At 52.0% G+C, this 20,382-nt stretch carries 15 protein-coding genes; all 15 read left to right on the forward strand.

The genetic code is table 11. From position 1 onward, the window contains the following. Window positions 1-263 precede the first annotated feature (263 nt). The 15 genes from HDT28_07975 (at window position 264) to HDT28_08045 (ending at window position 20,192) form a co-directional block, all read left to right on the forward strand. On the forward strand, window positions 264-4,067 hold the full coding sequence (locus HDT28_07975; protein MBD5132504.1) for a DNA-directed RNA polymerase subunit beta: 3,804 nt from the start codon (window positions 264-266) through the stop codon (window positions 4,065-4,067). Window positions 4,068-4,085: 18 nt separating this feature from the next. After that, a complete protein-coding gene (rpoC, locus tag HDT28_07980) occupies window positions 4,086-7,700 on the forward strand; it encodes a DNA-directed RNA polymerase subunit beta' (protein MBD5132505.1) in 3,615 nt (1,204 codons plus the stop codon). Window positions 7,701-7,904: 204 nt separating this feature from the next. After that, entirely contained in the window at window positions 7,905-9,287 is a 1,383-nt protein-coding gene (locus HDT28_07985; GenBank protein ID MBD5132506.1) for a leucine-rich repeat protein, read from the forward strand. A 142-nt stretch (window positions 9,288-9,429) separates the two neighbouring features. Beyond that, the gene (tilS, locus tag HDT28_07990) at window positions 9,430-10,785 is read left to right on the forward strand and encodes a tRNA lysidine(34) synthetase TilS (protein MBD5132507.1); all 1,356 of its coding nucleotides are present in this window, start codon (window positions 9,430-9,432) and stop codon (window positions 10,783-10,785) included. A 2-nt stretch (window positions 10,786-10,787) separates the two neighbouring features. Next, window positions 10,788-11,447 carry a methyltransferase gene (locus HDT28_07995; GenBank protein MBD5132508.1) on the forward strand — a complete coding sequence of 220 codons (660 nt, stop codon included), beginning with the start codon at window positions 10,788-10,790 and terminating at the stop codon, window positions 11,445-11,447. Window positions 11,448-11,449: 2 nt separating this feature from the next. After that, a complete protein-coding gene (gene rsmI / locus HDT28_08000; protein ID MBD5132509.1) occupies window positions 11,450-12,256 on the forward strand; it encodes a 16S rRNA (cytidine(1402)-2'-O)-methyltransferase in 807 nt (268 codons plus the stop codon). A 60-nt stretch (window positions 12,257-12,316) separates the two neighbouring features. Further along, window positions 12,317-13,669, forward strand: coding sequence for a chromosomal replication initiator protein DnaA (gene dnaA / locus HDT28_08005; GenBank protein MBD5132510.1), 1,353 nt, complete (start codon window positions 12,317-12,319; stop codon window positions 13,667-13,669). A gap of 63 nt (window positions 13,670-13,732) precedes the next feature. Beyond that, window positions 13,733-14,131: a hypothetical protein gene (locus tag HDT28_08010; GenBank protein MBD5132511.1), complete on the forward strand. Its 399-nt coding sequence runs from the start codon at window positions 13,733-13,735 to the stop codon at window positions 14,129-14,131. Between the two features lie 24 nt (window positions 14,132-14,155). Next, on the forward strand, window positions 14,156-14,809 hold the full coding sequence (locus tag HDT28_08015; protein MBD5132512.1) for an MBL fold metallo-hydrolase: 654 nt from the start codon (window positions 14,156-14,158) through the stop codon (window positions 14,807-14,809). A 106-nt stretch (window positions 14,810-14,915) separates the two neighbouring features. Then, window positions 14,916-15,932: a UDP-glucose 4-epimerase GalE gene (gene galE / locus HDT28_08020; GenBank protein ID MBD5132513.1), complete on the forward strand. Its 1,017-nt coding sequence runs from the start codon at window positions 14,916-14,918 to the stop codon at window positions 15,930-15,932. Continuing rightward, window positions 15,929-16,915, forward strand: coding sequence for a hypothetical protein (locus HDT28_08025; GenBank protein ID MBD5132514.1), 987 nt, complete (start codon window positions 15,929-15,931; stop codon window positions 16,913-16,915). Before galE ends, HDT28_08025 begins: the two co-directional genes overlap by 4 nt. 244 nt (window positions 16,916-17,159) lie before the next feature. Next, complete coding sequence (gene rpsF, locus HDT28_08030) at window positions 17,160-17,456, forward strand: 30S ribosomal protein S6 (GenBank protein ID MBD5132515.1); 297 nt, start codon at window positions 17,160-17,162, stop codon at window positions 17,454-17,456. Window positions 17,457-17,499: 43 nt separating this feature from the next. Then, window positions 17,500-17,919: a single-stranded DNA-binding protein gene (locus tag HDT28_08035; GenBank protein ID MBD5132516.1), complete on the forward strand. Its 420-nt coding sequence runs from the start codon at window positions 17,500-17,502 to the stop codon at window positions 17,917-17,919. A gap of 185 nt (window positions 17,920-18,104) precedes the next feature. Then, window positions 18,105-18,380: a 30S ribosomal protein S18 gene (locus HDT28_08040; protein MBD5132517.1), complete on the forward strand. Its 276-nt coding sequence runs from the start codon at window positions 18,105-18,107 to the stop codon at window positions 18,378-18,380. Between the two features lie 234 nt (window positions 18,381-18,614). After that, window positions 18,615-20,192: an ATP-binding cassette domain-containing protein gene (locus tag HDT28_08045; GenBank protein ID MBD5132518.1), complete on the forward strand. Its 1,578-nt coding sequence runs from the start codon at window positions 18,615-18,617 to the stop codon at window positions 20,190-20,192. The last annotated feature ends 190 nt before the right edge of the window (window positions 20,193-20,382 follow it).

The raw sequence follows: 20,382 nt of genomic DNA on the forward strand, positions 1-20,382 counted from the left end.
AAAGGTAATGAATATTACTTTTGCGGCGTACGGTAACTATCGCACACTTTACAAAGAGAGAGCTAAACGATTGCCTATCACTCTTCTTTCTTTATAGAACACGTTGCGGTGCGGAAGACGTTTTCGCTCCGCTTTTGCGCGTTTAATTTTAGATAGCTCTCTTTTTCGGCGTTTACGCCGCTCAATTCGTTAATAACTTTCTTTTAGGAGTTTGTATGGCTGAAAGGAAAATTACAAAGGTCAAGTACGGCAATACCGAGCGTATGTCATTCGCTCAGATCCACGAAGTTATCGATATGCCGGATTTGGTCGAAGTGCAGAAAAAGTCCTACAACGATTTTATCGAGAACGGCATACGCGAGGTTTTGCGCGATTTTTCGCCCATCACCGATTATTCGAACCGCGTAGAGCTGTTCTTCGAGGATTACTATCTCGGGCATCGCGAGGGGAATAACCAAAAGCGCAACTATACCGAGAAGGAATGCAAGGACCGCGACGCTACGTTCGCCGTGCCGCTTTACGTTAAGGTTCGCCTTCGTAACTGCGAAACGGACGAGAGCACACGCAGCGAAGTTTATATGGGCGATATGCCGCGCATGACGCCCACGGGCTCGTTCATTATCAACGGCGCGGAGCGAGTCGTTATCTCGCAGCTCGTGCGTTCGCCCGGCGTGTATTTCGATTACGAAAAAGACGTTAAGACCGGTCAGGCGCATTACAGCGCGCAGAATATCCCGTCGCGCGGTGCGTGGCTCGAATTCGAGGAGGATTCGTCTGGCGTTTTGTGGGTGCGTGTGGACCGTCAAAAGAAGGTTCTTGCCACCGTGCTCCTTAGCTGCTTGTCGGCTGTTACCGAAAGCGGGTTCGGCACGGACGAAGCGCTTAAAGAGATTTTCAACAACGATCCTATGATCGAAGTCACTTGCGCTCGCTACGTGGATAAAGAGGACAAGCACCCGCTCGATGAGGAGCGCGCGCTTCTCGAACTTAACCACAAGCTCCGCAGCGGTGAGACTCCGACCATCGATAGCATTAAGCAGTTTATTTACGGCATGTTCTTCGACCGCCGTAAGTACGATTTGTCGCGCGTCGGCCGTTACAAGTATAACAAGAAGATGGCGCTTCGCTACCGCGTGGACGGCTACCGCGTTGCGCGCGATATCATAGACGAAAACGGCGTTGTATACGCGCGTGCCGAGAACAAGGCGCAGCATACTTCCGCCGACGTTCTTACCGAGGAGCTTGCCGTCACCATTCAGAACGCTGGTATCAACGAGGTGTGGGTACTCGACGAGAACGGCAACGAGTTCAACATCATCGGTAACAACCACGTCGACCTTGCGGGCTATATCGACGTCGATCCCCGCAGTATCGGCATTAACGAGATGGTTTACTATCCCGCGCTCGTTAAGCTTATGGACGAGGCGGAAGGCAACCGCGAAAAGCTTGCCGAGCTCTGCTCCAAACATATCGACGACCTTATCGTCAAGCATATCGTCGTCGAGGATATCATATCCACCGTTAACTACATCATGGGATTGCACCGCGGCTTCGGCTCGTGCGATAATATCGACCACCTCGGCAACCGCCGTGTGCGCAGCGTAGGCGAGCTTCTTCAAAACCAATTCCGTATCGGTATGTCGCGGCTTGAACGCGTTGTTCGCGAGCGTATGCAGATCCAGACCGAGACCGAGATCTCGGCGCAAACGCTTATCAACGTTCGCCCCGTATCGAGCGCTATAAAAGAGTTCTTCGGCTCGTCGCAGCTCTCGCAGTTCATGGACGAGACCAACCCCATAGCCGAGCTTACGCACCGCCGCAAGCTGTCCGCGCTCGGTCCCGGCGGTCTTAACCGCGAGCACGTTACGTTCGAGGTTCGTGACGTTCACTACACGCACTATTCGCGTATGTGCCCGATCGAAACGCCCGAAGGTCAGAACATCGGTCTTATCTCGTCGCTTACGAGCTATGCGCGTATCAACGAGTACGGCTATATCGAAGCGCCCTACCGCAGGGTAGACAAGGTCAACCATTGCGTGACCGACGTCGTCGATTATCTTCCCGCCGACGAGGAGGACCGCTACATGATAGCGCAGGCCTCCGAGCCGCTCGACGAGAATAACTGGTTCGTCAACAAGCGCGTTATGCGCCGCTACCGCGAAGAGATAGGCGAGGTCGCGCGTGAGCGTATCGACTACGTAGACGTTTCGCCTCGCCAAATGGTTTCGGTCGCTACGGCGCTCATTCCTTTCCTTGAAAACGACGACTCGCACCGCGCACTCATGGCGTCCAACATGCAGCGTCAGGCAGTTCCGCTTCTTCGCACAGAGGCTCCTATCGTCGGCACGGGTATCGAGCATAAGATCGCTTACGACTCGGGCGTTATGGTCATTGCGCGCGAAGCGGGCGTGGTCGATTACGTCGACGCCGAGCGTATCATAGTCAACGAGGACGGCGGCAACCGTCAAACCTATTTGTTAAAGAAGTTCGTCGGTTCCAACCAAGGCACGTGTATCAATCAGCGCGCTATCGTCAAGAAAGGCGAGCGCGTCGCTAAGGGCACGGTGCTTGCCGACGGACATTCCACTTCGCAAGCAGAGCTCGCGCTCGGCAAGAACGTTCTCGTCGGGTTCATGAGCTGGGAAGGCTACAACTACGAGGACGCTATCCTTATCAGCGAGCGTATCGCCAAGGACGACGTTTTCACTTCCATCCATATCAATAAGCACGAAACCGAAGCTCGCGACACCAAGCTCGGCGCGGAGGAGATCACGCGCGATATCCCCAACGTTTCTCCCGAGGCGCTTAAAAACCTCGACGAGGAAGGCATTATCCGCATAGGCGCGGAGGTCGATTCGGGTGACATTCTCGTAGGTAAGGTAACGCCTAAGGGCGAAACCGACCTTACGCCCGAGGAGCGCTTATTGCGTGCTATATTCGGCGACAAGGCGCGCGAGGTGCGCGATACGTCGCTTAAAGTTCCGCACGGCGAGGGCGGTATAGTCGTTGACGTTAAGGTCTTTACCCGTGCCAACCGCGACGAAATGAAGCCGGGCGTCAACAAGCTCGTGCGCGTATACATTGCGCAAAAGCGTAAGATCTCGGTCGGCGACAAGATGGCAGGTCGCCACGGTAACAAGGGTGTTATCTCGCGCGTATTGCCCGAGGAAGATATGCCCTTCATGGCGGACGGCACGCCGCTCCAAATCGTGCTCAACCCGCTCGGCGTTCCCAGCCGTATGAATATCGGTCAGGTTCTCGAAGTCCACTTGGGTCTCGTTGCGAAAGCGCTCGGGTGGAAGGTCGCGACCCCCGTTTTCGACGGCGCTATCGAGTCCGATATTCAAAAGCTTCTTGCCGAGAACGGTTACGTATCGCCCGACGGCGAGGTCGACGGCAAGATCCAAATGTACGACGGCAGGACGGGCGAACCGTTTGAGAACCGCGCCACCGTCGGCTATATGTATATGCTCAAACTTATCCACCTTGTCGACGACAAGATGCACGCGCGTTCGACAGGTCCGTACTCGCTCGTTACGCAGCAGCCGCTCGGCGGTAAAGCCCAGAACGGCGGTCAGCGTTTCGGTGAGATGGAGGTATGGGCGCTGTACGCTTACGGCGCCGCCAACGTGCTTCAAGAGATCATGACGGTCAAGTCCGACGATATCGCGGGTCGTTCCAAAACTTACGACAGCATTATCCGCGGTATGGACGTGTCCGAGCCCGGTATTCCCGAATCATTCAAGGTTCTTATCAAGGAATTGCAGGCTCTCGCGCTCGACGTCAAGGTGCTTACCGAGAACAAGGAAGAAATCGGTATTAAAGAGCTCATGGACGACGATCCCGTGCTCTACGACGCCGAGCCTACGCAAAAGCATTACGACAGCAGTCTGTTCGGCGAGGACGACGATGTCGCGCCCGACGACGATATCCTCGGCGGGCTTGACGACGACGAAGAAACGCCTAAGGACGACGAGCTCGGCGGCGGTTTGTTCGGTGAGGACGTCGATTACGCCGATCCGTTCGCGGACAGCCCGCTCGACGACTTGGACGACGAGAACGACTAAAAGGAGAGAAGACGCGATATGTTCGAACTTAATAATTTCGATTCAATGCAAATTCAGCTCGCCAGCCCCGATAAAATTCGTGAGTGGTCGTACGGCGAGGTCACAAAACCCGAAACCATCAATTATCGCACGCAAAAGCCCGAAAAGGACGGCTTGTTCTCCGAGCGTATCTTCGGACCGACCAAGGACTGGGAATGCTACTGCGGTAAGTATAAGCGTATCCGCTATAAAGGTGTTATCTGTGACAAGTGCGGTGTGGAAGTTACCACGAGCAAGGTTCGCCGTGAGCGCATGGGGCATATTGAGCTTGCCGCGCCCGTCACGCATATCTGGTATTTCCGCGGCGTGCCGAGCAGGATAGGTCTTATTCTCGACCTCCAACTCAAACAGCTCGAGCAGGTAGTTTATTTCGTCAATTATATCGTACTCGATCCCGGTATCACCGATCTTCAATACAAAGAGATCATAACCGACGACAAGCTTCGTCAGTACCAGGAACAGTACGGACCCAAGGCGTTCAAGGTCGGTATGGGCGCGGAAGCTATCCGTCAGCTCCTTAAAGACATCAATGTCAAGGAAGAATACGAAAAAATGTGCGAGATCGTCGAGAAATCGGCGGGGCAGAAAAAGCTCCGCGCGATCAAACGGCTCGACATTCTCGACGCGTTCATGAAATCGGGCGCAGAACCGAGCTGGATGGTACTCGACGTACTGCCCGTGCTTCCGCCCGAGCTTCGTCCCATGGTTCCGCTCGACGGCGGCAGGTTCGCAACGAGCGACCTTAACGACCTTTACCGCAGGGTAATCAACCGCAATAACCGCCTTCGTAGGCTCATGGAGCTCGGCGCTCCCGATATCATTATCAGGAACGAAAAACGTATGCTCCAAGAAGCCGTCGACAGCCTTATCGATAACGGTAGGCGCGGCAAGGCGATACAGGGCGCGTCCAGCCGCGAGCTTAAAAGCCTTTCGGGCTTGCTCCGTGGTAAGCAGGGTCGCTTCCGTCAAAACCTTTTGGGTAAGCGCGTTGACTACTCCGGCCGTTCGGTTATAGTCGTCGGTCCCGAACTCAAATTCTATCAGTGCGGTGTGCCTAAGGAAATGGCGCTCGAACTGTTCAAACCGTTCGTTATCAAAGAACTCGTCGCGCAGGGTAAAACGCACAACGCCAAAACGGCTAAGCGCATTGCCGAGCGTGCCGACGCGGACGTATGGAACGTTCTCGAAAAGGTCATCAAGGACCACCCCGTTCTTCTTAACCGTGCACCTACGCTCCACAGGCTTGGTATTCAGGCATTCGAGCCCGTACTCGTAGACGGCAGGGCAATCAAGCTCCACCCGCTCGCTTGCGGCGCGTTCAACGCCGACTTCGACGGCGACCAAATGGCTATACACGTACCGCTTTCGGTCGAAGCACAGGTCGAAGCGCGCGTACTCATGCTGTCGCCCAATAACATTCTTAAACTTTCGGACGGCGCGCCCGTTTGCTCGCCGACGCTTGATATGGTTATGGGTAGCTACTATCTTACCATGGATAAGCCCGGCTCCAAGGGCGAAGGCATGACCTTCTCCGGCGTTGACGAAGCGAAGATGGCGTACTTCAACAAGCGCATCGAGCTTCAATCGAAGATCAACGTGCGTATCGAGCGCTCCGCCGAGTTCGTCGAGAACAGCGGCGTGGAGATCCCTAAGAACGTCGTTCCCGTCGACGGCACCTACCGTCATACGGTCACGACCACGGTCGGCAGGCTTATATTCAACGAGCCTATCCCGCAAGATCTCGGCTACGTCGTTCGCGACAGCTATGCCAAACTGTTTGAGCCGGAAATCAACTTCTGCGTGAGTAAGGACAATATCAAGAGTATTGTCAATACCACGTTCAAGAAGAAGGGCGCAGGCATTACGGTCGGCGTTCTCGACGCTATCAAAGACATGGGCTACAAGTATGCGACCATCGGCTGCATTACGACCTCCGTCTTCGATATGCATATCCCTCAGGAAAAATTCAAGATCCTCGACGACGCCGAAGAAGAAGTCGTCAAGATCGACAAGCTCTACGACCGCGGCTTCGTCACCGAGGACGAGCGTTATAACTCGGTCGTTAATATCTGGAACAAGGCGAACGATCAGGTCACGGCGGCGCTTCAACGCACGCTCGACGCGTACAACCCCATCAACATGATGGCGACCTCGGGTGCGCGTGGTAACATGAAGCAGATCTCGCAGCTTTCGGGTATGCGCGGTCTTATGCGTAACCCGCAAGGTAAAACGCTCGACGTGCCTATCCGCAGCTCGTTCCGTGAAGGCATGACCTGTCTCGAATACTTCATTTCGACGCACGGCGGTCGTAAAGGTCTTGCCGATACCGCGCTTAAAACGGCTGACTCGGGTTATCTTACCCGTCGTCTTGTCGACGTTGCGCAGGACGTTATCGTGCGCGAGGACGATTGCTGCGAAGGCAGTGCGCCTAAGGGTATCGATACCTACGCGATTATGGACGGCAACCAAACGATAGAAAAGCTCGAAGATCGGCTCTCGGGCAGGTACGCAGCCGAGCGCGTCGTCAATCCCAAGAACACCAAAGAAGTGCTCGTCGACGTCAACGAGATGATAAGCGAGCAGGTCGCTAAAAAGATCGTCGAGTGCGGCATTACGCACGTCAAGATTAGAACGGTGCTTACCTGCAAGTCCAAGCACGGCGTTTGCGCCAAGTGCTACGGCAGAGACATGGCGGCAGCCACGCCCGTCAGGATCGGCGAGGCGGTAGGTATCATCGCCGCACAGAGTATAGGCGAGCCCGGTACACAGCTTACGCTCCGTACATTCCACATGGGCGGTGTTGCATCGGCTGACGATATTACGACCGGTCTTCCGCGCGTAGAGGAGCTTTTCGAAGCGCGTAACCCCAAGGGCTGTGCGGTGCTTGCCGAACACGAGGGCAAGGTGCGTATCGTCGAGAAGGACGGCAAGCGCGACGTTATCGTCAAGCGCGACGACGGTACGGAGGACAGCTACTCCATACCGCACGGCGCACGGTTCAAGCCGTATATAACCAACGGCGCGTATATTAAGACGGGCGACGCGATCACCGAAGGTCCGCTTAACCCCGGCGATATACTTCGCACCAAGGGCCGCAACGACGTACAGGAATATATCCTTAAAGAGATCCAGTCCGTTTACCGTTCGCAGGGCGTTGATATCAGCGATAAGCACGTAGAGGTTATCGTTCGTCAAATGCTCAAAAAGGTACGCGTAGAGAGCAGTGGCGACACCGATCTTTTGCCGGGCGAAATGGTCGATCTTGCGACCTTCGACGAGGCGAACACCAAGGCGATTGAGAACTACGGCAGACCGGGCAGCGCCAAGCATACGCTTTTGGGTATTACCAAAGCCGCGCTTGCGACCGACAGCTTCCTGTCGGCGGCGTCCTTCCAGGAAACGGCGAGGGTATTGACCGAAGCCGCTATCAAGAGCAAGGTCGATCCGCTTATTGGTCTTAAAGAGAACGTTATTATCGGTAAGCTCATTCCTGCCGGTACGGGCGTTAAGAGCTATCGCAATATCTACCCCGTAGAGCGTGCGCCTAAGGCAGGCGAGTATACCGCCGATCCCGACGACAGCGAAGCTGTGTAGGAGAGTTTTGTCTACTTTCTTGTGAACAAGAAAGTAGCAAAGAAAACTTTAAGTTAATAATAAAAGCCGTATCGGGCTATTACTCTCGATATGGCTTTTTCGTTACCGGAATAAAAAACGAAAAAACTTGACAAACATAATATTTAATAATATAATATAAATAATTAGATAGTTACAAAAAAGTTTTACAGGAAAGGGGATAAAATGAAAAACAAGCTTAAACTTGCGCTCGTAACCTTGTTATCGGCGACCGCATTGTGCGGGTGCTTTATAGGTTGTAATTCATCCGATAGGAACGACGGACCGCCCGCGGGCGGCTCTACCGATACGAGCATAGGTAATAGCGAAAATAATAACGATAATAATAACAACGTTAACGGCGGATCGACGACCGAAGTACAAAAGCCGATTGCGACCGAAGGAATCGAGTACGAAAAAATAAAAGAGAACGACCGCGTCGTAGGTTATAAGGTTATCGGCATAGGTACGGCGAAGGATACCGTAATCGTCATTCCCGACGAGTATGAAGAAAAGCCCGTAACTTCAATCGGCGCAAAAGCGTTCGAAGACTGCTATAAAATAACGAAAATAACCTTGCCCGATACTATAACCGATATACAAGAAGACGCTTTTATCGGTTGTGAAAAATTGCAGTTTACCGATTACGGCAACGCAAAATACTTAGGCACTGCCGACAACGCGTATTTTGCCGTTATCGAAGCGGAAAACACGGCTATAACTTCGGTTACTATTCACGCTCAAACCAAAGTATCCGCCAAATACGCGTTTTCGGGTTGTAAGAATTTGGGTAACGTGAGTTACAGTGGTTCCCTAGCCGACTGGTGCGATATCGATTTCAGCGGCGATTTTGCCAACCCTTTGACTATGAATGCATATCTCAATATTAACAGTCAGCGCGTATACAATCTCGAGATTCCCAATACCGTAACGAGCATTAAAAAGTATGCGTTCAATAGAATGATTGTGAAATCTATAAAAATTCCGACATCGGTGACCGATATAGGTTATGCGGCGTTCTCCTCTGTTACGGGGCTTACCTCCGACGTGGTTATTCCGACTAACGTTACGTATATAGACAAATTTGCGTTTTCGTTTATGGAAGGCGAGTACGATATAAAAATCAACGCAGACGAGTTGGTTTTGGAAGAAAATGCTTTTGCGTACTGCAACGGCGTGGGTGAACTCACTATATCGGGAGAGCGCGTCGAAATAGGGGCAGAGGCGTTTGAAGGTTGTGAGGCGACCTCGCTTACCGTTATGGGCGGGTACGTGGATGTCGGAATTTCGGCGTTTAAGTATGCCGACTTTACCTCCGTACAGTTCAAAAACAGCGGTACCGATTTGCAGACCGGCGCGTTTAGCAGTTGCTCTAAATTGGCCTATGCCGAATTCGAGTGCTTGTTTTCCATAGGTGGCTCCGCATTTTCGAGTTGCGATAAGTTGTCGGATATTCATTACGGCGGGTCGAAGTCCGATTGGGAAAATGTCGATAAAAGATATAGTTGGTTGGGATACAGACAAGTCTTGACCATACGCTGTTCGGACGGTACCGTCACGGCTAAGTGATATACCGGATAGGATAGTATAGTACAATTATTTATAAGCAAAAACGTAAAGGTTTCTTGCCTACTTCTTTTCAAAGAAGTAGGTTTTTTTATTCAAAAGGAAGTAAGTTGACAGAATAAAAAAAATACGGTATACTACTTTCGTGAACAACGTACTGCAAAAAACAACGGCGGCGCTTGAACGCTACGCCGATAAAAAACTCGCGATAGGCGTATCGGGCGGGCGCGACTCGGTATGTCTTTTGCACGCTGTTATAAATTGCGGACTGTTAGAGAAGAAGCAGATTACTGTAGTTCATGTCAATCATTGTCTGAGAAAAGAAGCGGATAGAGACGAGAATTTCGTGCGCAGACTTTGCGCCGAATACGCCGTCGATTTCAGAGCGTTTCGCGTGAATGTAAAGCAAACCGCTGCGAAAAACGGCTCTACGATCGAGCAGGCGGCGCGAAACCTACGATACGCAGTCTTTTACGAGCTCGTGAGCTCGGGCGTAGCCGATATCGTTCTGACCGCACACCACGCGCTCGATAATGCGGAAACTGTGCTCATGCATTTGTTCCGTGGCGCGGGGATTGACGGCTTGCGCGGCATGGCAAACGACGCGGTAAAACCCTTGAATACCATTAATAGCACATATGCGCATACGTTAAAAAATATAAAAACGATCCGCCCGTTCATAGAAGTCTACCCGAACGAGCTCGACGAATACGTTAAGGAAAACAAGCTGGAATACGTAGTGGACTCGACCAATTTCGTGGACGACGCGGACAGAAATTTTATTCGGCTCAACGTTATTCCGCTTATCGAGCAGCGGTATTCGGGCGCGGTGCGCGCGGTAAACGCATTCGCCAAGGACTGCGCCGCGGCGTGCTCCGCGCTCGACGGTATGCTCGATCGCTCGCTTATAGTCCGCGACCGCGGGGCGGTTATAGTTAAGAACGCCGCGCTCGGCGGTCCGCTTGCCGCGCGGTATATTCGTCACGCGCTTGCGTATTTCACCACCGTCGATATCACGCGCGAGCAAATCGAACGGACTGCCGCGCTTTACGGTTCACGCACGGGTGCTGTCATAGAGCTTACGGGCGGCATACGCGCGGCGCGCGAGTACGCGGGCGTTGCGCTGTATATCCTCCGCGCGGAGTGCGAGCAGTCTATCCCGATCGAGGTAGGCGGCAATTATATCGACGGGCTCGCCGTGGATATCGAGTCGAACGCGGAAGATATTAACGTAAAGGGCGGCGCGGTCGATTTGGATAAACTCGACGGCGCGGTATTTCGGTTCAGGCGCGACGGCGATTACTTCACGCCGTTTGGCGGCGTAAGGAAAAAGCTCAATCGCTACTTTATAGATAACAAAATAGAAAAGCGCGTGCGCGACCGCATCCCGCTCATTTGCCGCGGCGACGAAGTGCTGGTTGTTGTGGGCTATCAAATAGCCGATAGCGTCAAGCTTACCGAAAACACAGTTAATAAAGCGGTCGTCAAGCAGAGGTGGTGAGCGTGGAGTACGAAGTCAAGCTTAACGACGGCGAAAGGCTCGAACCGCTCGACGATAAGCATTATATTATCCAGAGCGAAAACGGTTATCGGTTCGGTAGCGACGCGGTGGACTTAGCCAAGTTTGCTGCACGGTATGCGACCGAGAAAAGTCGAGTAGTCGATATGTGTTCAGGCAGCGGGATAATCGGCATACTTCTTTCGATCGAAAAAGGCTGCACGGTAGACGGTGTAGAATTGGACGACGCGCTTTACGATATGAGCGTACGCTCGGCAAGGTTTAACGGTCTTAACGGTGTTGCGTTTTATAACGCTGACGTTAAACGCATAGAGGATATTCTCGCGCCCGCTGCGTACGACGTAGTCGTTTGCAATCCGCCGTTCTATAAAGCGGAGTCGCGCCCGAGCAAGGTAGCGCCAAACGCCAATAGCGAGCTGACAGTCGCGCTCGGCGATATAGTCCGCGCCGCGAAATACGTTTTAAAGGTGGGCGGATCGCTGTGTATGGTACACACGGCCACGCGCATGGACGAGGTGCTGTCGGTCTACCGCGAGTACGGCTTAACGCCCAAGGAACTCGTAATAAACAAGAACTGCAAGACCTTTTTGCTGAGAGCAGTGCGTGGCGGCAAGGATGGTTTAACTGTTAATATCTTGGAGTAATAATGTTATACTTTGTAGCAACCCCAATAGGAAATCTCGACGAAATAACCTTTCGCGCGATAGAGGTTTTAAAGACCGTCGAGTTGATAGCCGCAGAGGACACGCGGCACACCGCCATACTTTTGAACAAGTACGGCATTACTACGCGCACGGTGGCGTATCACAAGTTCAACGAACGCGCGTCGGCGGGCGAGCTGATAGAAATGCTCAAATGCGGCAAGAATATCGCGGTGGTGTCTGACGCGGGCACGCCGACGGTGTCGGACCCCGGGCATATCCTTATAGACGCGGCTATCGAGAACGGCGTTGATTTTACGGTGGTAAGCGGCGCGTGCGCAGGGATAGACGCGCTCGTTTTGTCGGGGCTGGATACTCGCGCTTTTACGCTCCTCGGGTTCTTGCCCGAAAAGGCGAGCGACCGCGCGCGGTACGTCGAGCCGTATAAGAGTTTGCCGAGCACGCTGATATTTTACAGTGCGGTACACGATATAAAGAAAGACCTAAAATTCTTGTATGAGACCTTTGGTGCGCGGCGTGTCGCCGTTTGCCGCGAGATGACCAAAATGTTCGAAACGGTTACCCGCTTTACGCTCGGCGAAGAACCCGAGATAGTGGAAAAGGGCGAGTTTGTGGTAGTTGTGGAAGGCGCGAAGGCACCTGACTATTCGGAACTTAGCATAGAAGAACACATCATGCGCTACGTTGACGGCGGCATGGATATGAAGGACGCCGTTAAAAAGGTCGCTGCCGACCGTCATATCGCAAAGAGTGAGGTTTATAAAGTGTCGGTGGAAATGCGTAAATCCTAATTAATATATCCGCTTGCTTTTATCGACAAAAAGTTGTATACTAATCTATAAGGTGTTACGATGAAAGATATAGACGATATTTGGAAGGAAATGCTGCCCAAGCTCGAAATCGAGGTCAGCTCGTTGAGCTTCGACGTGTTCCTCAAACAATTACAGCCCGTTAAAGCGGATGACGACGCGCTCGTGCTTGCCGCTCCGACCGAGGGCGCGAAGATGGACGTCATTTCGCGGTATATGCCGCTACTTAAAAGCGTTATTCGAGATATCGAGGACGCGCCGTCTACCGTTACCGTAATTTCCAAAAGCGAGTTCGAGGAAGCGCGCGGCAAGGAGCATCCCGCCGTCAAGCCGAGCGAGGATATGCAAGAGCCCGAGCCCGACAGGTGCATACTCGACCCTAAGTATAACTTTGCCGATTTTGTCGTCGGCAAGTGCAATCGCGTGGCGTACGAAGCCGCGCTCGCTATTGCCGAAAACCCCGGCGAGGTGTTCAACCCGTTGTTTATTTACGGCGACGTGGGTTTGGGCAAAACGCATATCATGCAAGCCATCGGCAACGATTTGAGATTGACCAAACCGCATTTCAAAATGCTGTACGTTTCTTCCAATACGTTTATCAACGAATTCGTCGCGTCGTTGCGTACTTCGGGCGGGGTGAATAACCGCGCGTTCCGCGACAAGTACCGCAACGTGGATTTGCTCATGATGGACGACGTGCAATTCCTGCATAAAGGTCAGGCGACGCAAGAGGAGCTGTTTAACATATTCGAGCACTTAAAGGCGGCGGGCAAGCAAATGGTGTTTGCGTCAGACCGCACTCCGCAGGAAATTCCCGACCTCGACGGGCGCGTTCGGTCGAGGTTCGCGTCGAGCATGGTTGTGGACGTTCAGCCGCCCGACCTCGAAACGCGTATAGCCATTCTTCAAAAGAAATCGCAAAAAGCCAAAAAGAATATCGACATGGCGGAGCTTTCGTACATAGCCGAACACGTTACGAGCAACGTGCGCGAAATGGAAGGAGTGCTCACCAAGGTTATATTCCTATCCAAGCTGTACGAGCGCAAGGTCGATTTGGATATTTGCAAGGAAGCGCTCAAAGACTACCGCGTGCAGGAATGCGACGATATAACCGTCGACGAGATCATAGACTGCACCTGCAAATACTACGGTGTGCATAAGGCGGACGTAGTGGGTAAGCGCAAGAATAAAGAAGTAGTCGTTCCCAGACAGGTCGCTATCTACCTTATAAACGAGTTCATGAATATTCCGCTCACCGCGATCGGCGAGTATTTCGGCGGCAGGGAGCACACCACCGTTATGCACGCGCGTGATAAAGTCGCTTCGCTCGTCGCGACCGATAACAAGGTCAAGACCGAGGTGAACGATATTCGTGCCATGATACTCAGAAAGTAATTAGAAACTACTAATTAAACTAATCGCTTGACACCGTTATATTTTTAGTGTAAAATTATAGACATGGATAACTACCCCCCAAGTAAAACACCGATAAAAGTTACCGTTTCGTCCGACCTCGAACCCGTAAAAGGCGAGGGCTTTATTACGGAGCGCGACGACGGGTTTACCGTCGAGTTTAATTTACTGCGGGATAAATTTACTATCGAGCATTCCGTCGCCGTCACGCGCATAGTGACGGAGGGCGATATGTCGTATACTATCGAGCTTTGCGAGGCTCAGACCTCTACCGTTCTCGCCACGCCGTACGGTGCGGTGAGGTTTGCCGTTAAAACGTTGGAGCGCACGGTGGAGCGTATGTACGACAAGCTGCATATCATTCTTAAATATATTCTCGCGTCGGAAGCGGCGGGAGAACTCGAACGTTCGATAATTATGGAAGTCGAAAAAGTTTCTAAGTAGTTTAGTAGGAGAAATCAGTCAGTCATGAAAATCAAATGGTTGGGGCATTCGTCATTCCTCTTGACCGAGAGCACGGGGATTACCCTTATAACCGATCCGTTCGATAAGAAAATGGTCGGGTACTCGATGAGCGAGCACGCCGCGGATATCGTGTGTATGTCGCACGGTCACGCCGATCATAATTACATCGAGGGCGTTAAGAACTATAAACAGGCGTTCAGGGATGCCGGAACGTTCGAGTACGAAGGGCGCGTGCATATTACGGGCGTTCAGTCGTACCATGACGACAACGACGGCAAAGAGCGCGGCGAGAATATAATTTACAAGATCGGCATGGACGGCGTTAATATTTGTCACATGGGCGATATCGGCGAGCCGTGCAGCCCCGAGCTTATCGAGCGGCTGTTGCCCGTCGACGTATTGATGATTCCCGTCGGCGGCAATTACACGATCGACGCCGAGCTTGCCAAGGAGTACGTGGATAGACTCATGCCGTCTATCGTCATTCCCATGCACTATAAAATCAAGCACTGCGAAATAGATATCGACAAGGTCGATCCCTTCCTCAGACTGTTCGACGACGAGGAAATACAAGAGGATATCGACGAGCTCGAACTCGACCGTTACGACTTCGACGAGAACCTGCCGACTAAAGTCTTGGTGCTTAACAAGAAATAATCGATATTAATTATACCTGCTGATGAGTTGGCGGGTATTTTTGCTGGGAGCGCCGATAATACTTTATTAAGTAAAGAATATTCGCAATTTTCGGGAGGAATAAAACATGACGATTTTAGTAACGGGCGGCGCGGGCTATATAGGCTCGCATACGTGCGTCGAGCTTTTGAATGCCGGGCACGAAGTTGTTATTATCGATAATTTCTGCAACTCGTCGGCGGAGAGCGTAAAGCGCGTCGAGCGCATAACGAGTAAAAAGATCAAGCTGTACGACGGCGATATCCGCGACGGCAAGGTTCTCGACAAGATTTTCAAGGACAACAAGATCGACAGCGTTATTCATTTCGCGGGCTTGAAGGCGGTTGGCGAGTCGTGCGAAAAACCTATCGAATACTACGACAATAACCTCGTCGGCACGCTTACCCTTCTCGATAAAATGCGTAAAGCGGGCTGCAAGAAAATTGTGTTCTCGTCGTCGGCGACTGTGTACGGTACGCCCGAGCATTTGCCGCTGGACGAGAATTGCGCGGTCGGCGGTACGACCAATCCGTACGGCACGAGCAAGTATTTTCAAGAAATCATGCTCCAAGACGTTTACGCCTCCGATAAAGACTGGACGGTGGTTTTGCTTCGATACTTCAACCCCGTAGGTGCGCACGAGAGCGGGCTTATCGGCGAGGATCCCAGGGGTATACCCAATAACCTTACGCCGTACGTTTCCAAGGTCGCTATCGGCGAGCTTAAAGAAATCGGCGTGTTCGGCAACGACTACGACACTCCCGACGGTACGGGCGTGCGCGACTATATTCACGTTGTCGACCTGGCGCGCGGACACGTTGCGGCTATCGAGAAAACGACCGCCGCGGGCGTGTATACCTACAACCTCGGTACGGGCATAGGTTACAGCGTGTTCGACGTTATTCATGCGTTTGAAAAGGCGTGCGGGCATGAGCTCGCATACGCTATAAAACCCCGCCGCGCGGGCGATATAGCGGCGTGCTATGCCGACGCGAGCAAGGCTAAGCTCGAGCTCGGCTGGGAAGCCAAGCTTGGAATAGATGATATGTGCGCGTCGCTGTGGAAGTGGCAGACCATGAATCCCAAGGGATACGGTAAAAAATGAAAATATCGTACGGGGCGTTTGAAGAAGCCAAAACGGTTACGCTCGCAAATAAGGTCGGTTTGGAAATAACGCTGTGTGCGCTCGGTGCGGGGATAATGAGCGTTAAGCTTGCCGATAAGGACGGCGTTCGTCGCGAACTTACAAGACTGCCCGACGGTGGTTACGGCAAGGGTAATAACGGTCTTACGGTAGGGCGCACCGCGGGGCGTATCGAGAACGCCGAGTTCGTTATTGACGGGCGAGTGGCACGGCTCGAAAAGAACAATAAAGGCGTGGACAATCTTCATTCTGGCAGTACGAGTTTCGGAACGAAGATTTTCGATCTGAAGGTTAGTTCGAACAAGGACTATGCCGACGCTGTTTTCGGGTATTTCAGCCCGGACGGCGAGGGCGGCTTCTTCGGCGCGGTCGATATAAAAATCACGTACCGCGTGTACGAGAACGAAAAGCGGTTCAGTATTTTCTTCGACGGAATGCCCGACAGTAAATTGCTTTTAAATATGACTAATCACGTCGGCTGGGATATGTCTGGCGACAGGCGGCAACCTATAACCGAGCAAACCGTGTACATAAACGCGGATAAAGTGGGCGAGCTCAACGAACGGCTTATCGTGCAAAGGAAAATCGACTGTCCAGAACAATTCGACTTTACAACGCCTCGTAAATTGGGCGATTACGTTCACGACGAGAGTGTACAGCGTTACACGTTCGGCTACGACCATCCGTTCTTTTTGAAAGAGCGTGGGCTCGATAAATTGGCTTGCGCGCTGTCGTCCACGCTAAGCGGGATACGGCTGGATGTGCGCACTACCTATCCGTGCGTTGTGTTGTTCGGCGATAATTTCGGCGGGTATAAATCGGCGTGCTTCGAGTGCCAGTACCACCCTAACGGCGTAAACGATTGCCCCGAAGATTGTGGTATCTGTACGCCCGATAAACCCTATCACGAAGTAATAGACTATACGTTTTTAATTAAAAATTAAGGTAAAGATAATAAGCGGCGTTTGGAAATAAATAACGAAATGAAATTACTCGGGTGTAACAAACAATAAATCACCCAAAGTAAATACCCGACACTAAAAGTTTCTTGCATACTTCTTTTCAAAGAAGTATGATAAATGCTTGCAAAAAAAATAAGGGTATGTTATAATCTACATTGCGGCTAAATATTTTTTATGGTCGCAATCCTTACCCGTTAAATCGGGTCATAGACCGCAAGGAGGGTATATGAATAATTACGAATTGCTTTATATCCTGTCCGACAAGCAGGACGCCGACGCCAAAAAGGCGTTAGTAGATCGTTTCAAAGCGATAGTCGAGCCGTACGGCGAAGTTACGGCTGAGGAATGGGGCGGCGGCAGCCGTAAGCTCGAATATCCCATTCAGACCAAGATTTCCGGCAAGCATACGACCGGCTACTACATTCTCATGAAGTTCACCGCGCCGCCCGAGATCCCCGCGGAAATCGAGCGTCAAATGCGCATCAGCGACGGCGTGCTTCGGTTCATGATCGAAAAGGTGTAATATAATATAAGCTATTGATCGATATTTAAGGAGTATTAGAGCAATGAATAAAATTATTTTGATAGGTAATCTTACGCGCGATCCTGAGAGCAGCAGCACGCAGGGCGGAGTTAATTTCACTCGGTTCAATATCGCGGTCAACCGCCCGTTCACCAATGCACAGGGCGAGCGCGTTGCCGATTATTTCGACGTTATTTGCTGGCGTCAGCTCGCGGAGCGTTGCGCCAAGTACCTGTTTAAGGGTAGCAAGGTCGGTATCTGCGGCTCGGTTCAGCGCCGCCAGTACGAGGACCGCGACGGCATCAAGCGCACGTCGTTCGACGTCGTAGCCGATGAGGTAGAGTTCCTCACTCCCAAAAATTCGTCGTTCGGACGTGAAGGCTCGCAGGGCGGGTATCAGCCCGAAGAACCGCATCCTATATCGGATATGCAACCCGTCGACAACGACGATCTTCCGTTCTAACGGCGGATGCATCGCAAAATAGTGCGTCAGCCGTAGCGTCGCCCTCGGTCATGTAGGTAGGTCTACACTCCCGTCGGTCGACGCTCGGACTTCCTTCTCTTTTGCGCGCCTCCACCGTTATAACAATTTCCCATACTGTATAAGCCATACGGTAACAAAAAAATCAATTAAGGAGTTTTTCCATCATGGATAAAAATAGAAGCAAAGTTAAGCCCAACGACGGCGACGACAAGGTTCGCCGCAACCGCCGTCCCGCCAAGAAACGCGTTTGCGAATACTGCCAAGGCCATATCGAGCGCGTCGACTACAAGGACGTAGAGCGTCTTAAAAAGTACACTGCCGAGAACGGCAAGATCCTTCCCCGCCGTGCGACCGGTCTTTGCGCCGAGCATCAGCGCGACGTTACGACCGCTATCAAGCGCGCAAGGGTAATGGATTTGCTTCCGTTCAAAGGCGAATAATTTTTACCGCATTCATCGGCGGATACGCGCTACGCTTGGCTCGGCGGCTTGGTCATGTACGTCTATGTACACTCCCGTCGCCGCCTCACCAACTGTTGCTCGTCTGCGCCGCGACTGCGATAAAAATTGCCTTACGGCAGTTGCGGTGCCCAAATATATTAAGATAAAACGGGCGAGAAATTCGTCCGTTTTTCGTTTTAACCCAAGCAATAAAGATTTTCAGAGAGATTAATAATGATCAACGTATCTAACGTAAAACTTCAATTCGGCACGCGCGTGCTGTTCGAGAACGTGAGCATTAAGTTTGCGAGCGGGAACTGCTACGGCATAATCGGCGCGAACGGCGCGGGCAAGTCCACGTTCTTAAAGCTTTTGTCGGGCAAGCTCGAACCGAGCAAGGGCGAGATAACCATAGGCAAGGGCGAGCGTATGTCGGTGCTTGAACAGAACCAGAACGCGTACGACGATTACACCGTGCGCGAAGCGGTCATTTGCGGGCACAAAGAGCTTAGCGAGATCCGCGCCAAGCGCGAAGCGTTATACAGCAAAGCCGACTTCACCGAGGAGGACGGCAATATCGCTGCGGAGCTCGAAACCAAGTACGGCGAGCTCGGCGGGTACGACTGCGAGATCGACGCCGAAACGCTTCTTAACAGCATCGGGATTGACCAAGGCTTGTTCGACACGCCCATGCGCGAAATCGAGCCGAAGGTCAAGGTCAAGATCTTGATAGCGCAGTGCTTGTTCGGCAAGCCCGATATACTTCTTCTCGACGAGCCGACGAACAACCTCGATATTAAAACCGTGCGGTGGTTGCAGGAATACATTAAGGGCATGGAGCAGGCGACCGTGCTTATCGTGTCGCACAACCGTCACTTCCTTAACCAGGTCTGCACGCATATTTGTGACGTCGATTATTCGGCTATCAATATGTTCGTAGGCAACTACGATTTCTGGTACGAGTCGTCACAGCTCATTCTGCGCCAGCAGCGCGAGGCGAACAAGAAAGCGGAAGCGCGTATCAAGGAGCTGCGCGAGTTCATAGCGCGGTTCTCGGCTAACGCGAGTAAGTCCAAGCAGGCGACCTCGCGTAAGCGCGAGCTTGATAAGATCGAGATACAGGACATTAAGCCCAGCTCGCGCAAGTACCCGTATATCGATTACAAGTTCGAGCGCGATCCCGGCAATGATATTCTGCGTGTTGAAAAGCTTACAAAGAAAGGCTTTTTCGAGAACGTATCGTTCAACGTTTCGCGCGACGACAAGATCGGCTTCCTTACAGATAACAGCCGCGCGGTAGCTGAACTGTTTGATTGTATTTTCGGCGACGGCAAGCCCGACAGCGGGCGGGTGATCTGGGGCAAGAACGTCAAGCCCGCCTATATGCCGCAGAACTACGATAAGTTCTTCGACGGGTGCAATCTTTCGCTCGTTAAGTGGATAGACCAGTGGTCGGAGAACCACGAGCAGGAGTACCTGCGGTCGTGGCTCGGTCGGCTTTTGTTCTCGGGCGACGAGGCGCTTAAAGCTGCTAATGTTCTTTCGGGCGGCGAGAAGGCGCGGTGTATGCTTGCGCGCATGATGCTGTTATCGCCGAACTTTCTCATTTTCGACGAGCCGACCAACCATCTCGATCTCGAAAGCATTACTTCGCTTAACAAGGGCATGATCAATTTTAAAGCGCCTATACTGTTCATAACCGCCGACGAGGAGATAATGTCGTCCGTCGCTAACCGTATTATCTGTATCGAGAACGGCGTTAAGGCGTACGACCGTCCCGTGACATACGACGAATATATCGCCGCGTTGTAGTTTTTGTTGTATCTTTTGGATAAGACGGAAGCGTAAGTTATTATTAGTGCATGGTAATAAGATAATTATTATATAGAAATCGAATATATTTCGGAGGATATAGTATGAAAAAGATCGCGTGCATTCTTATTGCCATTTGTTTGGCTTTGACCGGTGTGCTTTATTGTGTCGGTTGTAACAATGAGAGTGA

This window comes from Clostridiales bacterium, from assembly GCA_014799665.1.
Classification (GTDB): domain Bacteria; phylum Bacillota; class Clostridia; order Christensenellales; family Pumilibacteraceae; genus Anaerocaecibacter.

Excerpts from the sequence above, each read along its gene's own strand:
- HDT28_07975 (MBD5132504.1), top strand. The coding sequence starts at position 264 with ATGTCATTCGCTCAGATCCACGAAGTTATCGATATGCCGGATTTGGTC.
- rpoC (MBD5132505.1), top strand. The coding sequence starts at position 4,086 with ATGTTCGAACTTAATAATTTCGATTCAATGCAAATTCAGCTCGCCAGC.
- HDT28_07985 (MBD5132506.1), top strand. The coding sequence starts at position 7,905 with ATGAAAAACAAGCTTAAACTTGCGCTCGTAACCTTGTTATCGGCGACC.
- rsmI (MBD5132509.1), top strand. The coding sequence starts at position 11,450 with ATGTTATACTTTGTAGCAACCCCAATAGGAAATCTCGACGAAATAACC.
- dnaA (MBD5132510.1), top strand. The coding sequence starts at position 12,317 with ATGAAAGATATAGACGATATTTGGAAGGAAATGCTGCCCAAGCTCGAA.
- HDT28_08010 (MBD5132511.1), top strand. The coding sequence starts at position 13,733 with ATGGATAACTACCCCCCAAGTAAAACACCGATAAAAGTTACCGTTTCG.
- HDT28_08015 (MBD5132512.1), top strand. The coding sequence starts at position 14,156 with ATGAAAATCAAATGGTTGGGGCATTCGTCATTCCTCTTGACCGAGAGC.
- galE (MBD5132513.1), top strand. The coding sequence starts at position 14,916 with ATGACGATTTTAGTAACGGGCGGCGCGGGCTATATAGGCTCGCATACG.
- HDT28_08025 (MBD5132514.1), top strand. The coding sequence starts at position 15,929 with ATGAAAATATCGTACGGGGCGTTTGAAGAAGCCAAAACGGTTACGCTC.
- rpsF (MBD5132515.1), top strand. The coding sequence starts at position 17,160 with ATGAATAATTACGAATTGCTTTATATCCTGTCCGACAAGCAGGACGCC.
- HDT28_08035 (MBD5132516.1), top strand. The coding sequence starts at position 17,500 with ATGAATAAAATTATTTTGATAGGTAATCTTACGCGCGATCCTGAGAGC.
- HDT28_08040 (MBD5132517.1), top strand. The coding sequence starts at position 18,105 with ATGGATAAAAATAGAAGCAAAGTTAAGCCCAACGACGGCGACGACAAG.
- HDT28_08045 (MBD5132518.1), top strand. The coding sequence starts at position 18,615 with ATGATCAACGTATCTAACGTAAAACTTCAATTCGGCACGCGCGTGCTG.